Source organism: Pseudomonas sp. 91RF (assembly GCF_003576265.1).
Taxonomy (GTDB): domain Bacteria; phylum Pseudomonadota; class Gammaproteobacteria; order Pseudomonadales; family Pseudomonadaceae; genus Aquipseudomonas; species Aquipseudomonas kribbensis.
The window spans coordinates 1-16,551 of record NZ_QWFC01000054.1; the positions used below are offsets into that span (position 1 = coordinate 1).

The window sequence follows — 16,551 nt, forward strand, 5'->3', positions numbered from 1 at the left end:
GCGCCACCGAGAAGATGATCGAGATCTGGAGCCGCCTCTCGCCCGAGAAGCAAGCCGCGCTGCTCGCCCGTTTCGGCAGCGTAGAAAACGCCCTCGCGGCACTGGTCACCACGCAACTGGTCGCCCCGGCCAAATAGTTTTACTTTTCCCCGCCGCAGCATCGTCCACGCCGGTATCATGAGCAGCCTATCTATTCTGCTCTCCCCGTGGATCGTTACCCATGTCGTCCTCTATGCCAGAACCCCAGCGCCCCCTGGCGGTCACGCTGCAAGTCGTTTCCATCGTCCTGTTCACCTTCATCGGCTATTTGAATATCGGCATTCCGCTGGCCGTGCTGCCCGGTTACGTCCATAGCGACCTGGGCTTCGGCGCGGTCATTGCCGGCCTGGTGATCAGCGTGCAATACCTCGCCACCCTGCTCAGCCGTCCGTATGCCGGCAAGATCATCGACAACCAGGGCAGCAAACGTGCGGTGATGATCGGTCTGGCCGGGTGCGGTTTGAGCGGTGTGTTCATGCTGATTTCGGCGTGGACACCCAATCTGCCGATGCTAAGCCTGATCAGCCTGTTCGTCGGGCGACTGGTGCTGGGCAGTGCGGAAAGCCTGGTCGGCTCCGGATCGATCGGCTGGGGCATCGGCCGCGTCGGCGCAGCCAACACGGCCAAAGTCATCTCGTGGAACGGCATCGCCAGTTACGGCGCGCTGGCCATCGGGGCGCCGCTGGGGGTGTGGTTGGTCAGTCATTTCGGTCTGTGGAGCATGGGCGTGAGCATTCTGTTGCTCGCATCGCTGGGCCTGCTGTTGGCCTGGCCGAAGACCGCTGCGCCGATTGTCGCCGGCGAGCGTTTGCCTTTCATGCACGTGCTGGGTCGCGTTTTTCCGCACGGCTGCGGACTGGCGCTGGGCTCGATCGGTTTCGGCACCATCGCCACCTTCATCACCCTGTATTACGCCACCCAGCATTGGGATAACGCCGTGCTGTGCCTGAGCCTGTTCGGTGCCAGCTTCATCGGTGCGCGACTGCTGTTCGGCAACCTGATCAACCGCCTCGGCGGCTTTCGCGTGGCGATTGCCTGCCTGTCGGTGGAAACCCTGGGCTTGTTGCTGCTATGGATCGCACCGGATGCACACTGGGCACTGGCGGGTGCGGCATTGAGCGGTTTCGGCTTCTCGCTGGTGTTCCCGGCGCTGGGCGTGGAAGCGGTGAACCTGGTGCCGGCCTCCAGCCGTGGCGCGGCGGTCGGTGCCTATTCGCTGTTCATCGACTTGTCATTGGGGATCACCGGGCCGCTGGCCGGGGCGATCGCGGCGGGCTTCGGTTTTGCCTCGATCTTCCTGTTCGCCGCGATCGCCGCGATGAGCGGTCTGGCGTTGAGCGTCTATCTGTACCGCCACACCTCGAAGTACCGCGAAGACTAGAAATCCACCTTGCCGCGCCCGGCCTTGATGCTGCCGCGCTTGGTCTTTGACTCCAGCCGACGCTTCTTCGAACCCAGTGTCGGCTTGGTCGGGCGGCGTTTCTTTTCGACCTTGGTGGCGCTGAGGATCAGCTCGGTCAGACGCTCCAGCGCATCGGCACGATTCTGTTCCTGCGTGCGGTACTGCTGCGCCTTGATGATCAACACGCCGTCGCCGGTGATGCGACTGTCGCGCAGCGCCAGCAGCCGCTCCTTGTAGAACTCGGGCAAGGACGAGGCCGGAATGTCGAAGCGCAGGTGCACGGCGCTGGAGACCTTGTTGACGTTCTGCCCACCGGCGCCCTGGGCGCGGATGTACGTCAGTTCGATCTCGGCATCCGGCAGATGCACGTTGTTGGAAATCACCAGCATGGAAAAGCGTCCGTATTCAGAACCCGCAGGATACCGCGAAAGCAAAAAAAACCCGGCACTTGGCCGGGTTTGTTGTTTTTTGCAACGACGCTTATTTGGCAGCGTTCGCCGCGTGCAGCGCCTGCTGTGCGCCGCGCTTGTTCTTGATCACGTAGCAGACCCACATGAACACGACCCACACCGGAATCGCATACACCGAGATCTGGATGCCCGGGATCAGCAACATGACGCCGAGGATGAACGCCACGAACGCCAGGCAGATGTAGTTGCCGTACGGGTACCACAGCGCCTTGAACAGCGGCTTCTGGCTGGTCTTGTTCATGTGCTGGCGGAACTTGAAGTGCGAGAAGCTGATCATCGCCCAGTTGATCACCAGCGTTGCAACCACCAGCGACATCAGCAATTCCAGCGCGTGCTGCGGCATCAGGTAGTTGAGCAGCACAGCCACCAGCGTTACCGCTGCCGAAGCCAGGATCGAACGCACCGGTACACCGCGCTTGTCGATCTTCGCCAGGCCTTTCGGCGCATCGCCCTGCTCGGCCATGCCCAGCAACATGCGGCTGTTGCAGTAGGTGCCGCTGTTGTACACCGACAGTGCCGCAGTCAACACCACGAAGTTGAGGATGTGCGCAGCGGTGTTGCTGCCGAGCATCGAGAACACCTGCACGAACGGGCTGCCGCTGTAGGAATCGCCCGACGCGTTGAGGGTTTCCAGCAGGCTGTCCCACGGAGTCAACGACAGCAGGATGACCAGTGCGCCGATGTAGAAAATCAGGATCCGGTAGATCACCTGGTTGATCGCTTTCGGGATCACGGTTTTCGGCTTGTCAGCCTCGGCTGCGGTGAAACCGAGCATTTCCAGACCGCCGAAGGAGAACATGATAATCGCCATGGCCATCACCAGACCGCTGACGCCGTTCGGGAAGAAGCCGCCGTGAGACCACAGGTTGCTCACCGACGCTTGCGGGCCGCCATGACCGCTGACCAGCAGGTAGCTGCCCAGGGCAATCATGCCGACGATCGCCACGACCTTGATGATCGCGAACCAGAATTCGGCCTCACCGAAGACTTTGACGTTGGCCAGGTTGATCGCGTTGATCAGCAGGAAGAACGCCGCTGCGGTGACCCAGCTCGGGATATCCGGCGCCCAGTAGTGAATGTACTTGCCGACTGCGGTCAGCTCCGACATGCCCACCAGGATGTACAGGATCCAGCAGTTCCAGCCTGACAGGAAACCGGCGAAACCACCCCAGTATTTGTGCGCAAAGTGGCTGAAGGAACCGGCCACCGGCTCCTCGACGATCATCTCGCCGAGCTGGCGCATGATCATGAAAGCGATGAAGCCGCAAATGGCATAGCCGAGGATCATCGACGGGCCAGCGGATTTCAACACCCCGGCCGAGCCAAGGAACAATCCGGTACCGATCGCGCCACCGAGGGCGATCAGTTGAATATGGCGATTTTTCAGGCCGCGTTTCAGCTCGCCTGATTGCGAGTTTTGTCCACTCATGAAAAAGGTCTCACGCAAGGTTTGATGATGTTCAGTAGACGTTGCTGCAAGGTTGCGATTTCAACCAACCTTGATCAAACCCCAGCGCAGGCACCAGGAATTCAGCTTTCTTACAACGGTCATGCGTCACCTGTTTGTTTTTATCTGTGACGAAATCGAACCCGACACGCTTGTGACGCGACGGAATGAACAAGGCGGATAATCCTTGAGGTTTGCGCGATTACGCAGAGGGTCACAGTTAAAACGCGGCGCATTGTACACCGCTAACCCCCTGCTGCCAGACCCCGCTGGATCAGCGTGTCGGTTGCCGGGATTGCGTGTGTCCGCCCCTAGAGGCCCGGGCGGCTGCAAAAATTGAGTCAGGCCTTTGCAGGCCATCGGCGTGGACGATGAAAAATCCGCCCCACGTGGAGAAGTGAAATTGGATATCGGCGTTCATTGCGCCTCCTTCTTGTTATGCACCTGCACGACAGGCATGGGGCGCATCTCACCTCTCAAACGAGTCGGAAACAAGCACGCCAGAGCCTTGCGCCACGCCCGGCAGACGGGACTTCGGCAGATTTTCCTTACAGCCTGGCAGAGGCACAGGATCCACGGGACTTCGCAGGTTTTTTCGTAAATATTTGCTGACAGCGCGTAACGTAAAGTTTCCACTCCAGACCCATCGAAGCCGGAGCCGACGTTTGACGTTAGCTGGCTAACTATCTGAAAGACGTCAATTTTTTTGTTTTAAAACAAGAAAAAAACACCCCAAAAAAAGAAACAAAAAGTCCAAAAAAAAACGCCAACCCTGAGGTTGGCGTTTCTGTTTTCAGCTTGAAGCTTGCTGCTCGACGCTTACAACTGCCTTATTCCGGCTTCTTGCGACCGAAACCCGGGCGCTGGCCGGAACCGGCCGGGGCGCCACGACGCTTGCCCGAAGGCTTGTCATCGTCAGCCAGTTTGATGCCTGGACGCTTCGGTGCCGGTTTGGCCGGACGCTTGGTCTCGGCAGGACGATCCGCCACTGGCGTACCGCGACCGGCCGGTGCACGACCTTCACCGCGCTCGGTACGGCCGCGCGGAGCGCGCTCGCCATCCGGACGCGCTGCCGGCTTGCGACCCGGACGCTCGCCTTCGATCTGCGGCTCCCGCACGGTACGCGGGCCGGCAGCCGCCGGTGCGCCGTTGGCCGGACGCAAGGTACGCACGCGCTCGGTGCGAGGCATCGGGCGCGACGATTTACGCTGCATGCGGTCGAGCTTGTCTTTGCTCTTGGCGTTCAGTTGCGGCATGGCCACCGGGGTCAGGCCGACTTCGGCGCTCAGCACGTCGACTTCGTACTGGCTCATTTCGCGCCAGCGGCCCATCGGCAGGTCGGAGTTGAGGAACACCGGACCGAAACGCACGCGTTTCAGACGGCTGACCACCAGGCCCTGGGATTCCCACAGACGACGCACTTCACGGTTACGACCTTCCATCACCACGCAGTGATACCAGTGGTTGAAGCCTTCGCCGCCCGGTGCCTGTTGAATGTCGGTGAAACGCGCCGGGCCGTCTTCCAGCACAACGCCAGCCTTCAGGCGCTCGATCATCTCGTCATCGACTTCGCCGCGAACACGGACTGCGTACTCACGGTCCATTTCGTAGGACGGGTGCATCAGGCGGTTGGCCAACTCACCGTCGGTGGTGAACATCAGCAGACCGGTGGTGTTGATGTCGAGACGGCCGATGTTGATCCAGCGACCTTCTTTAGGACGCGGCAGCTTGTCGAACACGGTCGGACGGCCTTCCGGGTCGTCACGGGTGCAGATCTCGCCATCGGGCTTGTTGTACATGATCACGCGACGGACCGACTCGGCGGCCTCTTCGCGCTTGATGACCTTGCCATCAATGGTGATTGCATCGTGCATGTCGACACGCAGACCGAGGGTCGCCTCTGCGCCGTTGACCTTGATCCGGCCCTGGCTGATCCACGCTTCCACGTCACGACGCGAGCCGACGCCGATACGGGCGAGGACTTTCTGCAGTTTTTCGCCTGCCGGGCCGATTGCCTGGTCGTCTTTCTGGTTGTCACTCATCTGTGCACCTCCCGGTGTGATCTGTTCAGCGGCTCTGGATCGCGCCTGCCGAAGCATTGAAATCTGGGTTTTCGGGCGAAGGGATCGCCGAAGGGTCGCGAATCATACGCGGATGTGTTCGTTCGCGCATCAGAGACTAGTCGATCAGGGCAAGGTTATTTCTTTTTCCGCCGACCGGTGGCACCGAGCTTGACCAGGCGCAACGCGGCTTCGGCCAGCACCGTGCGCTTGTCGTCCTTGTCGAGTTTTTTCCAGGCCCTGATCTCGCGCTTGCTGCGCCCGCAACCGAGGCAGATGTCATCGCTGAACTTGCAGAGGCTGATGCACGGGTCCTTGGTCGAGCTCATGCTCAATCTTCGAACTCACGGCGTTCGGCTTCGATGGCCTCGGCCAGGGCGCGGGCTTCGGCTTCTTCTTCACTCAGTTCTTCCTCAGGTTCTGGTGCGGGTTGTTCGAGGCGAGCAACGGCGGCCAGCAGCTTTTCCCGGGCTTCGGCCACGCCGAGTACATCGTCTTCCTGCTCAGGTTCAGGCTCGGACTCAAACTCAGACTCAGACTCAAATTCCGATTCAGGCTCAAAATCGACCTCCGGCTCCGCTTCGAACTCAACGTCGGCTGGCGGCTCGACCGGATCGGACTCAAACCCGGACGGCATCGGCTCGCCATCCGCGACATCACGCAGCAAGTCGTCGAAGTCGGTCTTGATCCCCTCCTCCATGCTGTCCAGCTCCAGCAGCAGCGAGTGGAAACTGGTTTCCTCCTTCGGCTCTTCCGGCTCGGCGCTGGCATCGGCCAGTTCCTGCAAGCTCGCAGGCACCGGGGCGTCGTCGAAGTCGAGTACCGGATCCGGCTCGATCTCGCGCAGTTCGGCCAGCGGCGGCAATTCGTCGAGGCTCTTCAGGTTGAAATGATCGAGGAAAAGCTTGGTGGTGGCGAACATCGCCGGTTTGCCCGGCACGTCGCGGTAGCCGACGACGCGGATCCACTCGCGCTCCATCAGCGTCTTGACGATGTTGGTGTTGACCGCCACGCCCCGCACGTCTTCGATTTCGCCACGGGTGATCGGCTGGCGATAGGCGATCAGCGCCATGGTTTCCAGCAGGGCCCGGGAATAACGCTGCGGGCGCTCTTCCCACAGGCGACCGACCCATGGCGCGAACTTCTCGCGAATTTGCAGGCGATAGCCGGAGGCAACCTCCACGAGCTCGAACGCCCGCCCCTCGCAGGACTTGCCGAGCAGGGTCAGGGCTTTCTTGAAGACCGGCGGCTCCGGCCGTTCGCCTTCCTCGAACAACTCGTACAGGCGTTCAAGGGTTTGCGGCTTTCCCGAGGCCAACAGAAAGGCTTCAAGCAGGGGCGCCAGCTCGCGGGGTTCACTCAGGTTCATGTTCGGACTCGTTATTCGACTCGGGCTCGCACGTGGATCGCGGCGAACGGCTCATTCTGCACCAGCTCGACCAGGGATTCCTTGACCAGTTCAAGGATCGCCATGAATGTCACCACCACACCGAGCCGGCCTTCCTCGGCGGTGAACAGCTCGACGAACGGCACAAAGCCGCCGCCCTTGAGACGCTCGAGCACATCGCTCATGCGTTCACGGGTGGACAATGCCTCGCGGCTGACCTGATGGCTTTCGAACATGTCGCCACGGCGCAGCACTTCGGCCATGGACATCAGGATTTCTTCCAGCGCCACATCCGGCAGCAACTTGCGCACCGTGACCTGCGGGGCGTCGAGCTTGGGCACGATCACGTCGCGACCGACCCGGCTCAAGCCATCGATGCCCTCGGCGGCGGCCTTGAAGCGTTCGTATTCCTGCAGGCGGCGGATCAGTTCGGCCCGCGGGTCTTCCTCTTCTTCTTCGACGGTTTCGGCCCGGGGCAACAGCATCCGCGACTTGATCTCGGCCAGCATCGCGGCCATCACCAGGTATTCGGCGGCCAGCTCCAGGCGCACCGACTGCATCAGCTCGACATAGCCCATGTATTGACGGGTGATTTCCGCCACCGGGATGTCGAGGATGTTGATGTTCTGTTTGCGGATCAGGTACAGAAGCAGGTCGAGGGGGCCTTCGAAGGCTTCGAGGAAGACTTCCAGGGCGTCCGGCGGGATGTACAGGTCCAGCGGCATTTCCGTGACGGCCTGGCCATAGACCATGGCAAACGGCAGTTCCTGCTGGGCACCGGCCTGGGGATCAACGGTTTCTACTGCGGACATTCAGGCCTCGACCATGAACGGCGCAGGATCGCCACAACCGACGCGGACCACTTCCGGATCGTCGCCGGTCAGGTCGATCACGGTGGAGGCCTTGATGCCGCCGAAACCGCCGTCGATGATCAGATCCACCTGATGCTCCAGCAACTGACGCATTTCGTACGGATCGCTCAGCGGGTCTTCATCGCCGGGCATGATCAGGGTCACGCTCATCAGCGGTTCGCCCAGCTCGGCCAGCAGCGCCAGGGCGATCGGGTGGCTCGGCACGCGCAGACCGATGGTGCGTTTCTTCGGATGCAGCAACAGCCGGGGCACTTCGCGGGTGGCGTTGAGAATGAAGGTGTAAGGCCCCGGCAGATGGGCTTTCAGAATACGGAAGGTGCCGGTGTCGATCTTGGCGTAATTGCCCAGTTGCGACAGGTCGCTGCAGATCAGCGCGAAGTTGTGCTTTTCATCGAGCTGACGCAGGCGTCGAACGCGCTCGATGCCGTTCTTGTCGCCGATCTGGCAGCCGATTGCGTAGGAAGAGTCCGTTGGATAGACCACCACCCCGCCCTTGCGGATGATTTCGACAGCCTGTTTGATCAGGCGCGCTTGCGGGTTTTCCGGATGGATCTGGAAAAATTGACTCACATTCTCTACCTGTTCAGACGGCGGCAATAACTGTGTCATGTTTGAACCGACACCACAGGGGTGGAAGGTCCTCAGGGAGCGGCCGGTACTGGCCGATCTCCGACCAGCCTCCAGGGCCATGAAAATCACTGCCGGCAGTGACCAGCAGACCGAACTCACGGGCAAGGATCGCCAGGCTGCCCACCTGTTCCGCAGGCTGATGGCCGTTGACCACTTCGAGCGCCTGTCCGCCCGCTTGAATATAGTCGGCAATCAGCTTTCGGCGCTTGCTGCGCGTGAAATCGTAGTGCCATGGGTGCGCTAGGCTGACCCAGGCGCCGGCGGCGCGCAGCGTGCCGACGGTGTCTTCGAGGGTCGGCCAGTGTTGCTTGACGTCCCCCAGCTTGCCGGCGCCAAGCCATTTGCGGAACGCTTCGGCGCGATCCTTTACAAAACCTTCACGCACCATCCAGTCGGCGAAATGCGGACGGGCCGGTGCGTTGCCGCTGTCGCCCAGCTCCTGCTGGATCTGCCGCGCGCCGTCGAGGGCGCCGGGCATGCCTTTGAGAGCGAGCTTGCGGCTTATTTCTTCAGACCGCAGCCAGCGGCCATCGTGCAGACTGGCGATCGCCTCGACCAACGGCGCGGCGTTGACATCGAAACCGTAGCCCAGCACATGAATGGTCGCGCCGCCCCAGGTGCAGGACAGTTCGACGCCGTTGACCAGCTGCATGCCCAGCGCTTCGGCGGCCGTGCGCGCTTCGGCGAGGCCTTCGAGGGTGTCATGGTCGGTCAGGGCCAGGATTCGCACGCCGTTTTCGAACGCACGCGCAACCAGTGCCGCAGGCGCCAGGGCGCCATCGGAGGCCGTGCTGTGGCAGTGCAAATCAACATTCACGGGGATGTGTAACCTCAAATCAGCTGGCGCTATCGCGCGCCCATATGTTTGTTATTATGCCGCCACATCCAGCTTCTGGCTCTCACTGTGAAACAATTCATCGATTTCATCCCGCTTCTGCTGTTTTTCATCGTCTACAAACTCGATCCACGCACCGTCGACGTTGCCGGCCATGAGTTGACCGTAGGCGGTATCTACAGCGCCACCGCCGTGCTGATCATCAGCTCCCTGGTGGTCTACGGCGCGCTCTTCATCAAGCAGCGCAAGCTGGAAAAAAGCCAGTGGCTGACCCTGATCGCCTGCCTCGTGTTCGGCAGCCTGACCCTGGCCTTCCACAGCGAAACCTTCCTGAAGTGGAAAGCCCCGGTGGTCAACTGGCTGTTCGCCCTGGCCTTCATCGGCAGCCACTTCATCGGTGACCGCCTGTTGATCAAGCGCATCATGGGCCACGCGCTGACCCTGCCGGACGCTGTCTGGACGCGACTGAACATCGCCTGGATCGGCTTCTTCCTGTTCTGCGGCGCCGCCAACCTGTTCGTCGCGTTCACCTTCCAGGACTACTGGGTAGACTTCAAGGTGTTCGGCAGCCTGGGCTTGACCGTGCTGTTCCTGGTCGCCCAGGGCATCTACCTGTCCCGTCACCTGCACGACGCCGATACCACAACACCAAAAACCGAGGACTGACATGCTCTACGCAATCATTGCCACCGACGTCGCCAACTCCCTGGACGCGCGCCTCGCCGCCCGCCCGGCGCACCTTGAACGCCTGCAAGTGCTCAAGGGCGAAGGCCGCATCGTCCTGGCCGGCCCGCATCCGGCGGTCGACAGCAATGATCCGGGCGCAGCGGGTTTCACCGGCAGCCTGATCGTTGCCGAATTCGATTCCCTGAACGCCGCGCAGGCCTGGGCCGACGCCGATCCGTACATCGCCGCCGGTGTCTACGCCAGTGTTGTCGTGAAGCCGTTCAAGCAAGTCCTGCCGTAATCCTTCCCCACGCGATGAACCTTGTCGGTTCATCGCGTTCTCAATCGCTCATTATTCTCGTTTGCCGGCCGACAACCTGCCCAATATCCATTTGGTAACAGGAGTCGCGATGCGCAAGGGTCCGTTGTGTCTGATGCTGGTCACGTTGTCGATCATGGCGCCCACCCATGGTGAAGAAAGCACCGAAAGCAGCAATTCCACGCCGCTTTCGTTGAGCGCCGGCAGCCAGATCACCGAGTTGCAGCAGCGCCTGAAGGCCAGCGAGCAGCAGCGGGAAGAACTGAGCAAACAACTGCAGAATGCCGATAACACCCGCGAAAGCGCCCAGCTTGCCCGGTTGCGCCAGGAGAACCAGCGTCTGAAGCTGCAACTCAAGGAAGCCCAGGCCAGCCCGCTGCCGCGCCTGCTGACCGAACAGCAGCAATGGTTCGTCACCGGCGCCGGGGTAGCGCTATTGGCCCTGCTCTGCGGTATCTTTGCCAGTGGTGCAAGTCGAAAACGTCGACAATGGCTAAATTGAGTGAGTCATGAGCGAGCTGTTACTGATTGATGATGACCAGGAGCTGTGTGAGCTTCTGAGCAGTTGGCTGAGCCAGGAAGGCTTTCAGGTCCGTGCGTGCCACGACGGCCAGAGCGCCCGCAAGGCTTTGGCCGAATCCGCCCCCGCCGCGGTGGTGCTGGACGTGATGCTGCCCGATGGCAGCGGTCTGGAACTGCTCAAGCAATTGCGCAGTGAACACGCCGATCTGCCGGTGGTGATGCTTTCGGCCCGTGGCGAACCGCTGGACCGGATCCTCGGTCTGGAACTCGGAGCCGACGATTACCTGGCCAAACCCTGCGACCCCCGCGAGCTTACCGCCCGCCTGCGCGCCGTGTTGCGTCGCAGCCACCCGGCCGCCGTGTCGACCCAGCTCGAACTGGGCGATCTGAGCTTCAGCCCGGTACGCGGCGTGGTCAGCATCGACGAAAAGGAATTCACCCTCACCGTTTCCGAGAGCCGCCTGCTCGAAGCGCTGCTCAAGCAGCCGGGCGAGCCGCTGGACAAACAGGAACTGGCGCAGATCGCCCTCGGCCGCAAGCTGACCCTCTACGACCGCAGCCTGGACATGCACGTCAGCAACCTGCGCAAGAAGATCGGCCCCCACGCCGACGGCCGCCCGCGCATCGTGGCCCTGCGCAGCCGTGGCTACTATTACAGCCTCTGAAACCCCGCACGCGGACGCTTTGTCAGTTCGATGACAAAGCGTCTTTACCCAAGCTTTACCCAGCGCTGACCGCCGCTGACCTTGATCTCCGTAATCTGTACTCATCCGGAACGTACCGGGAACGAGACAAGGAGATACACCATGCGCAAGACTCTTATCGCTCTGATGTTCGCTGCCGCTCTGCCGACCGTCGCCATGGCCGTGCCGCAAGATGGTGGCCCGATGGGTGGGCCGGACGGCGGCTGGAGCCACGGCGGTCAGATGCACGGCATGCACGGCAAAGGCCCGTACAGCCAGCTGGACCTCTCCCGTGAACAGCGCGAGCAGATCCGCAAGATCATGGGCGAGCAGATGCACGAACGTAAGCAGACGGTCGAGAAATACCTGGAGAAACTCTCGCCAGCCGACCAGAAAGCCATGAAGGACGAGATGGCGGCCAACCACAAGAAAGCCGAATCCGATGTCCGCGCCGTGCTGAAACCGGATCAACAGAAGAAATTCGACGAGATCCAGAAGAAACAGGCCGAGCGTCGTGCTGAATGGGCCGAATTCAAGGCCTGGAAAGCGCAACAGCCGCAAAAGGCGCAATAATGCTCTAGCGTCACGCCCCGACCCAACGGCTCACCGCCGTTGGGTTTTCTTTGTTTGAGGATTTTCTGTGCGTTCATTGTTCTGGCGTATTCTCGCGAGCTTCTGGCTGGCCATCGCTCTGGTTGCGGGGCTTTCCATCCTGCTGGGGCACATGCTCAATCAGGACGCATGGATCCTCAGCCGCCATCCGGGCCTGAACACGCTGGCCGCCGACTGGACGCAAACCTACGAATCCCAGGGCGAGGACGCCGCTCAGGACATCCTCCAGCAACGCAAACGCCAGTATCACATCGACGTCCAGGTGCTGAACGAAAGCGGCGACCCGGTGGTGCGCGGCACCTTTCCCCGCCGCGCGGCCGCCTTCGAAGCACGACAGAACAACGACGACCGACGTTTGCCCTGGCGGCGCCTGACCGATGAGTTCACCAGCGAAAAGACCGGTGACACCTACCTGTTCATCTACCGCATCCCGCACCCGGAACTCGACGCCTGGCACCGCGAAAGCCTGCTCTGGCCATTGAGTGCGCTGGGGATCGCGCTGGTGGTGCTTACCCTGTTCAGCCTTTTGGTGACATTCTCCATTACCCGCCCGCTCAACCGCTTGCGCGGCGCGGTGCACGATCTGGGGCAGACCACCTATCAGCAGAATAGCCTGGCGAAACTGGCCAACCGCCGCGATGAGTTCGGTGTGCTGGCCAACGACTTCAACCGCATGGGCGCACGCCTGCAAAGCCTGATCGGCAGTCAGCGCCAGTTGCTGCGCGACGTGTCCCATGAACTGCGCTCACCGCTGGCGCGGTTGCGCATCGCTTTGGCACTGGCCGAACGGGCAAGCCCGGAAGAACGGGAAAAACTCTGGCCACGCCTGACCCGCGAGTGCGATCGGCTGGAAGCGTTGATCAGCGAAATTCTGGTGCTGGCACGGGTCGATGCCGACAACGCCAGCGCCGAAGCCGTGGATCTGAATGCGCTGCTGGGTACCCTGCAAAAGGATGCGCAACTCGGCTCGCCGGAGCAGACGGTACGCCTGGAAGCCGAACCGCAGCTGAATCTGACCGGCTGGCCGACCATGATCGAACGTGCCGTGGACAACCTGCTGCGCAACGCCCAGCGCTTCAACCCGGTAGGACAGTCGATCGAAATGCAGGCTTCACGTCAGGGCGAGCGAATCGTGGTCAGCGTGCGCGACCATGGGCCGGGGGTGCAAGCGGAGCATTTGAGTCAGTTGGGCGAACCGTTCTATCGGGCGCCGGGGCAGACCGCAGCCGGCCATGGACTGGGCCTGGCGATTGCCCGGCGGGCGGCGGAGCGCCATGGCGGGACGCTGGTGCTGGCCAATCACCCGCAGGGCGGGTTTGTGGCCAGTCTTGAGTTGCCGCTGGAGCCGGGGGCGGTTGTCCAGCCTTAAAAGCCCCTCACCCCTGCCCTCTCCCTCCGGGCGATCCGACGTTTCGGGAGGGTTAGGGGGGGGCTTTTAACGCTCTCAGGCTTTACCCGGCCAGGCACTGACAAACTCCGCCAGATCAACCTTCTCCGCCACCCGTGGTTCTTTCTGCGGCGTGCCGAGGTAAAGGAACGCAATCACCTCTTCGTCATCCGTCAGGCCCAGGCCCTTGGCGACATGTTTCGAGTACGCCAGATCACCGGTGCGCCACACCGCGCCAATCCCCTGCGCGTAAGCTGCCAGCAGAATCCCGTGGGCGGCACAGCCTGCGGCCAGCAACTGCTCGGCCTTCGGGTATTTGACGTGATCCTGCAACCTGGCGATGACCACAACCACCAGCGGCGCCCGCAGCGGGCCGTTGCGCGCCTTGTCGATCATCGCTTCGGTCACTTCGCCTTCCTGCATCTGCGCCGCTTCGGCCAGCAACTCGCCCATCTGCTCACGCGCCGCGCCTTCGACGGTCAGGAAACGATACGGCTGCAAATGGCCGTGATCCGGTGCACGGGTCGCGGCGGCAAACAGCACTTCGCGCTGTTCGGCAGTGGGGGCCGGGTCGATCAGTCGTGGAACGGAAACACGGTTGAGCAAAGCGTCGAGAGCCTGCATCGGCCACCTCCTGAAAAAAATGTCCGGCTATTCTAGCTGCAAGTGATCCGGCCGCGTCGGTTTACATGCCTTGCCCCGCAGGTAGAATGGCGCCTTTCCCACATCAGCCCGAGCGGACTTCATGGCGTTGCCGACCTTACGGATCATTGGTTTCATCATCGGCATCTTCCTGATCACCCTGGCCATCGCCATGGTCGTGCCCATGGCCACCCTGGTGATTTTCGACCGCACCGGCGACCTGCCGTCGTTCCTCTGGGCGAGCATGATCACCTTCGTCGCCGGCCTGGCACTGGTGATTCCGGGACGCCCGGAACACATTCACCTGCGCCCTCGCGACATGTACCTGCTGACCGTCACCAGCTGGCTGGTGGTGTGCATTTTCGCCGCGCTGCCGTTTTTGCTGACCCAGCACATCAGCTACACCGACTCATTCTTCGAAAGCATGTCCGGCATCACCGCTACCGGTTCGACCGTACTCAGCGGCCTGGACACCATGTCTCCCGGGATCCTGATGTGGCGCTCGCTGCTGCACTGGCTCGGCGGTATCGGCTTCATCGGCATGGCGGTGGCGATTCTGCCGCTGCTGCGCATCGGCGGCATGCGCCTGTTCCAGACCGAATCCTCGGACCGCTCGGAAAAGGTCATGCCCCGCTCGCACATGGTGGCGCGGCTGATTGTGGTGACCTACATCGGCATCACCATTCTCGGCAGCCTGGCGTTCTGGTGGGCCGGGATGAGCCCGTTCGATGCGATCAACCACGCGATGTCGGCGATTTCCACCGGCGGGTTCTCGACCTCTGACCAGTCCCTGGCCAAGTGGACGCAACCGGCGGTGCACTGGGTGGCGGTAGTGGTGATGATCCTCGGCAGTCTGCCGTTCACCCTGTACGTGGCCACGTTGCGCGGCAATCGCCGGGCACTGATCAAGGACCAACAGGTGCAGGGCTTGCTCGGCATGTTGCTGGTGACCTGGCTGGTGCTCGGCACCTGGTACTGGTGGACCACCGACCTGCACTGGCTGGACGCGCTGCGCCACGTGGCGCTTAACGTGACCTCGGTGGTCACCACCACCGGTTTTGCACTGGGGGATTACAGCCTGTGGGGCAATTTCTCGCTGATGCTGTTCTTCTATCTGGGTTTCGTCGGCGGCTGTTCCGGCTCGACGGCGGGCGGGATCAAGATCTTCCGTTTCCAGGTCGCCTACATTCTGCTCAAGGCCAACCTCAATCAGCTGATTCACCCGCGCGCGGTGATCAAGCAGAAGTACAACGGCCATCGCCTCGACGAAGAAATCGTCCGTTCGATCCTGACCTTTTCGTTCTTCTTCGCCATCACCATCTGCGTGATCGCCCTGCTGCTGTCACTGATCGGCGTGGACTGGATGACGGCGCTGACCGGCGCCGCCAGTACCGTGTCCGGCGTGGGTCCGGGGCTGGGTGAAACCATCGGGCCGGCGGGCAACTTCTCGACCTTGCCGGATGCGGCCAAGTGGATCCTGTCGTTCGGCATGCTGCTCGGCCGACTGGAGATCATTACGGTGTTTGTGCTGTGTATTCCGGCGTTCTGGCGTCACTGATCGCGTTCGGCGCCTCCAGCAACCGCGCCCGGTAATCGCCGGGCGTGGTGTCGAACCAGCGGCGGAAGGCGCGGAAGAAATTGCTCGGATCGGCAAACCCCAGCAGATAGGCGATTTCCAGCAGGGTCATGCTCGGCTGCGCCAGGTATTGCTCGGCGAGTTCGCGGCGAGTGTCATCGAGCAACTGCTGAAAACTGGTGCCCTCCTCCTGCAACCGCCGTTGCAAGGTGCGCTGCGACAAGTGCAGGGTCTGCGCCACCGTATCGCGCTTGGGTTCGCCTTGGGGCAACAGACGACACAACACCTGGCGTGCCTTGTGGGTCACGCGGCTTTCGGAAAACCGCGCCAGATACTCCCCGGCAAACCGGTCGTGCAGCAGCGCCATCGCTTCGTTGGCGGTGGGCAGCGGCGCTTCCATGTCGGCCCGCTCGAAAATCAGTGCGTCATACGGTGCGTTGAACACCAGCGGCGCATGAAAAGCCAGTTTGTAAGGTTCGAGGTCATCGGGCTCATCGCCCTGCACCAGCACCTTGCGCGGGTGCAAGGTACGCCCGGTCAGCCAGCCGCACAATGACAGCGCGCAGGCCAGCGAGGCTTCGGCACTTTGCCGGGTCGGCGGCAGATGATCGCCGTGCACCGTCAGGATCAGCGCATAGCCTTCGTCGAGCAGACGAAAACTCAGGTCGGCACTTTCGGCGATGATCCGCTGATACCGCACCAGTCGCTGAAAGCCTTCGGCCAGGGTGTTGCTGGACATCAATGCGTAGCCTGCGACATGGAACGAGGCCGGTCGCACCACCTTGCCCATGTTCAGACCGATGGCGGGATTTCCGGACAGCTCGACCGCCCGTTGCCAGAGCCGGGTCATGGAATCCTGCGGGAAGCGTGCGTCCGGATCCTCCAGCGCCGCGTAATCAAGCCCCAGCTGCTTGAACAGAACCCGGCAATCCAGGCCGTCCATTTCCAGTGCCTTGACAATCCCCATTGCCCAGCTTGCAGATGTCGTTCGTTCGCTCATGG

Annotated in this window: 18 protein-coding genes; 8 read left to right on the top strand and 10 right to left on the bottom strand. The window is 61.8% G+C overall.

Translation table 11 applies throughout. From position 1 onward, the window contains the following. The first annotated feature begins 232 nt into the window (after positions 1-232). A complete protein-coding gene (locus tag DXT77_RS28360) occupies positions 233-1,420 on the top strand; it encodes an MFS transporter (protein ID WP_178083506.1) in 1,188 nt (395 codons plus the stop codon). Here the strand turns inward: DXT77_RS28360 and arfB are convergent. The 8 genes from arfB to DXT77_RS28400 all read right to left on the bottom strand — a co-directional run bounded on the left by arfB (position 1,417) and on the right by DXT77_RS28400 (position 9,124). Beyond that, positions 1,417-1,830, bottom strand: a complete 414-nt coding sequence (gene arfB, locus DXT77_RS28365; RefSeq protein WP_011333010.1) for an alternative ribosome rescue aminoacyl-tRNA hydrolase ArfB — start codon at positions 1,828-1,830, stop codon at positions 1,417-1,419. The two genes, DXT77_RS28360 and arfB, sit on opposite strands and share 4 nt — an antisense overlap. Before the next feature lie 91 nt (positions 1,831-1,921). Continuing rightward, positions 1,922-3,340, bottom strand: a complete 1,419-nt coding sequence (locus tag DXT77_RS28370) for an amino acid permease (RefSeq protein WP_119430011.1) — start codon at positions 3,338-3,340, stop codon at positions 1,922-1,924. Between the two features lie 848 nt (positions 3,341-4,188). Beyond that, the gene (rluB, locus tag DXT77_RS28375) at positions 4,189-5,400 is read right to left on the bottom strand and encodes a 23S rRNA pseudouridine(2605) synthase RluB (RefSeq protein ID WP_119430012.1); all 1,212 of its coding nucleotides are present in this window, start codon (positions 5,398-5,400) and stop codon (positions 4,189-4,191) included. A gap of 155 nt (positions 5,401-5,555) precedes the next feature. Then, positions 5,556-5,747 (bottom strand): DUF1289 domain-containing protein, encoded by a 192-nt coding sequence (locus tag DXT77_RS28380; RefSeq protein ID WP_119430013.1) that lies wholly within the window; start codon positions 5,745-5,747, stop codon positions 5,556-5,558. 2 nt (positions 5,748-5,749) lie between these two features. After that, positions 5,750-6,787, bottom strand: a complete 1,038-nt coding sequence (scpB, locus tag DXT77_RS28385) for an SMC-Scp complex subunit ScpB (protein ID WP_119430014.1) — start codon at positions 6,785-6,787, stop codon at positions 5,750-5,752. A gap of 11 nt (positions 6,788-6,798) precedes the next feature. Beyond that, positions 6,799-7,497 (bottom strand): ScpA family protein, encoded by a 699-nt coding sequence (locus DXT77_RS28390; protein WP_170931588.1) that lies wholly within the window; start codon positions 7,495-7,497, stop codon positions 6,799-6,801. A 120-nt stretch (positions 7,498-7,617) separates the two neighbouring features. Next, entirely contained in the window at positions 7,618-8,247 is a 630-nt protein-coding gene (locus DXT77_RS28395; RefSeq protein WP_096822250.1) for an L-threonylcarbamoyladenylate synthase, read from the bottom strand. Between the two features lie 13 nt (positions 8,248-8,260). Then, positions 8,261-9,124 (bottom strand): PHP domain-containing protein, encoded by an 864-nt coding sequence (locus DXT77_RS28400; protein ID WP_119430015.1) that lies wholly within the window; start codon positions 9,122-9,124, stop codon positions 8,261-8,263. Positions 9,125-9,211: 87 nt separating this feature from the next. Here DXT77_RS28400 and DXT77_RS28405 point away from each other — a divergent pair, with 87 nt between their 5' ends. From DXT77_RS28405 to DXT77_RS28430, 6 genes are all read left to right on the top strand, one after another. Then, positions 9,212-9,808, top strand: coding sequence for a septation protein A (locus DXT77_RS28405; RefSeq protein WP_085710410.1), 597 nt, complete (start codon positions 9,212-9,214; stop codon positions 9,806-9,808). Position 9,809: 1 nt separating this feature from the next. Continuing rightward, positions 9,810-10,109 carry a YciI family protein gene (locus DXT77_RS28410; protein ID WP_119430016.1) on the top strand — a complete coding sequence of 100 codons (300 nt, stop codon included), beginning with the start codon at positions 9,810-9,812 and terminating at the stop codon, positions 10,107-10,109. A gap of 109 nt (positions 10,110-10,218) precedes the next feature. After that, positions 10,219-10,629, top strand: a complete 411-nt coding sequence (locus DXT77_RS28415; protein WP_119430017.1) for a translation initiation factor 2 — start codon at positions 10,219-10,221, stop codon at positions 10,627-10,629. A gap of 7 nt (positions 10,630-10,636) precedes the next feature. After that, on the top strand, positions 10,637-11,314 hold the full coding sequence (locus DXT77_RS28420; protein WP_085710405.1) for a response regulator transcription factor: 678 nt from the start codon (positions 10,637-10,639) through the stop codon (positions 11,312-11,314). A 141-nt stretch (positions 11,315-11,455) separates the two neighbouring features. Then, positions 11,456-11,905: a Spy/CpxP family protein refolding chaperone gene (locus tag DXT77_RS28425; protein ID WP_119430018.1), complete on the top strand. Its 450-nt coding sequence runs from the start codon at positions 11,456-11,458 to the stop codon at positions 11,903-11,905. Between the two features lie 67 nt (positions 11,906-11,972). Then, on the top strand, positions 11,973-13,313 hold the full coding sequence (locus DXT77_RS28430; protein WP_119430019.1) for a HAMP domain-containing sensor histidine kinase: 1,341 nt from the start codon (positions 11,973-11,975) through the stop codon (positions 13,311-13,313). 75 nt (positions 13,314-13,388) lie between these two features. Here the strand turns inward: DXT77_RS28430 and DXT77_RS28435 are convergent, their stop codons facing one another. Next, positions 13,389-13,955, bottom strand: a complete 567-nt coding sequence (locus tag DXT77_RS28435; protein WP_119430020.1) for a nitroreductase family protein — start codon at positions 13,953-13,955, stop codon at positions 13,389-13,391. Positions 13,956-14,076: 121 nt separating this feature from the next. Between DXT77_RS28435 and DXT77_RS28440 the strand changes: the two genes are divergently transcribed. After that, entirely contained in the window at positions 14,077-15,531 is a 1,455-nt protein-coding gene (locus DXT77_RS28440) for a TrkH family potassium uptake protein (protein WP_065260949.1), read from the top strand. On the opposite strand, the gene DXT77_RS28445 is transcribed toward DXT77_RS28440, so the two are convergent. Continuing rightward, positions 15,488-16,549, bottom strand: coding sequence for an AraC family transcriptional regulator (locus DXT77_RS28445; protein WP_218568666.1), 1,062 nt, complete (start codon positions 16,547-16,549; stop codon positions 15,488-15,490). The two genes, DXT77_RS28440 and DXT77_RS28445, sit on opposite strands and share 44 nt — an antisense overlap. Positions 16,550-16,551: the final 2 nt, after the last annotated feature.

What these genes read in the sequence shown, in the direction of transcription:
- DXT77_RS28425 (WP_119430018.1), top strand. Translation starts at nt 11,456, where the DNA reads ATGCGCAAGACTCTTATCGCTCTGATGTTCGCTGCCGCTCTGCCGACC.
- arfB (WP_011333010.1), bottom strand. Translation starts at nt 1,830, where the DNA reads ATGCTGGTGATTTCCAACAACGTGCATCTGCCGGATGCCGAGATCGAA.
- DXT77_RS28435 (WP_119430020.1), bottom strand. Translation starts at nt 13,955, where the DNA reads ATGCAGGCTCTCGACGCTTTGCTCAACCGTGTTTCCGTTCCACGACTG.
- DXT77_RS28440 (WP_065260949.1), top strand. Translation starts at nt 14,077, where the DNA reads ATGGCGTTGCCGACCTTACGGATCATTGGTTTCATCATCGGCATCTTC.
- DXT77_RS28420 (WP_085710405.1), top strand. Translation starts at nt 10,637, where the DNA reads ATGAGCGAGCTGTTACTGATTGATGATGACCAGGAGCTGTGTGAGCTT.
- rluB (WP_119430012.1), bottom strand. Translation starts at nt 5,400, where the DNA reads ATGAGTGACAACCAGAAAGACGACCAGGCAATCGGCCCGGCAGGCGAA.
- DXT77_RS28445 (WP_218568666.1), bottom strand. Translation starts at nt 16,549, where the DNA reads ATGAGCGAACGAACGACATCTGCAAGCTGGGCAATGGGGATTGTCAAG.
- DXT77_RS28410 (WP_119430016.1), top strand. Translation starts at nt 9,810, where the DNA reads ATGCTCTACGCAATCATTGCCACCGACGTCGCCAACTCCCTGGACGCG.
- DXT77_RS28370 (WP_119430011.1), bottom strand. Translation starts at nt 3,340, where the DNA reads ATGAGTGGACAAAACTCGCAATCAGGCGAGCTGAAACGCGGCCTGAAA.
- DXT77_RS28415 (WP_119430017.1), top strand. Translation starts at nt 10,219, where the DNA reads ATGCGCAAGGGTCCGTTGTGTCTGATGCTGGTCACGTTGTCGATCATG.
- DXT77_RS28380 (WP_119430013.1), bottom strand. Translation starts at nt 5,747, where the DNA reads ATGAGCTCGACCAAGGACCCGTGCATCAGCCTCTGCAAGTTCAGCGAT.
- DXT77_RS28360 (WP_178083506.1), top strand. Translation starts at nt 233, where the DNA reads ATGCCAGAACCCCAGCGCCCCCTGGCGGTCACGCTGCAAGTCGTTTCC.
- scpB (WP_119430014.1), bottom strand. Translation starts at nt 6,787, where the DNA reads ATGAACCTGAGTGAACCCCGCGAGCTGGCGCCCCTGCTTGAAGCCTTT.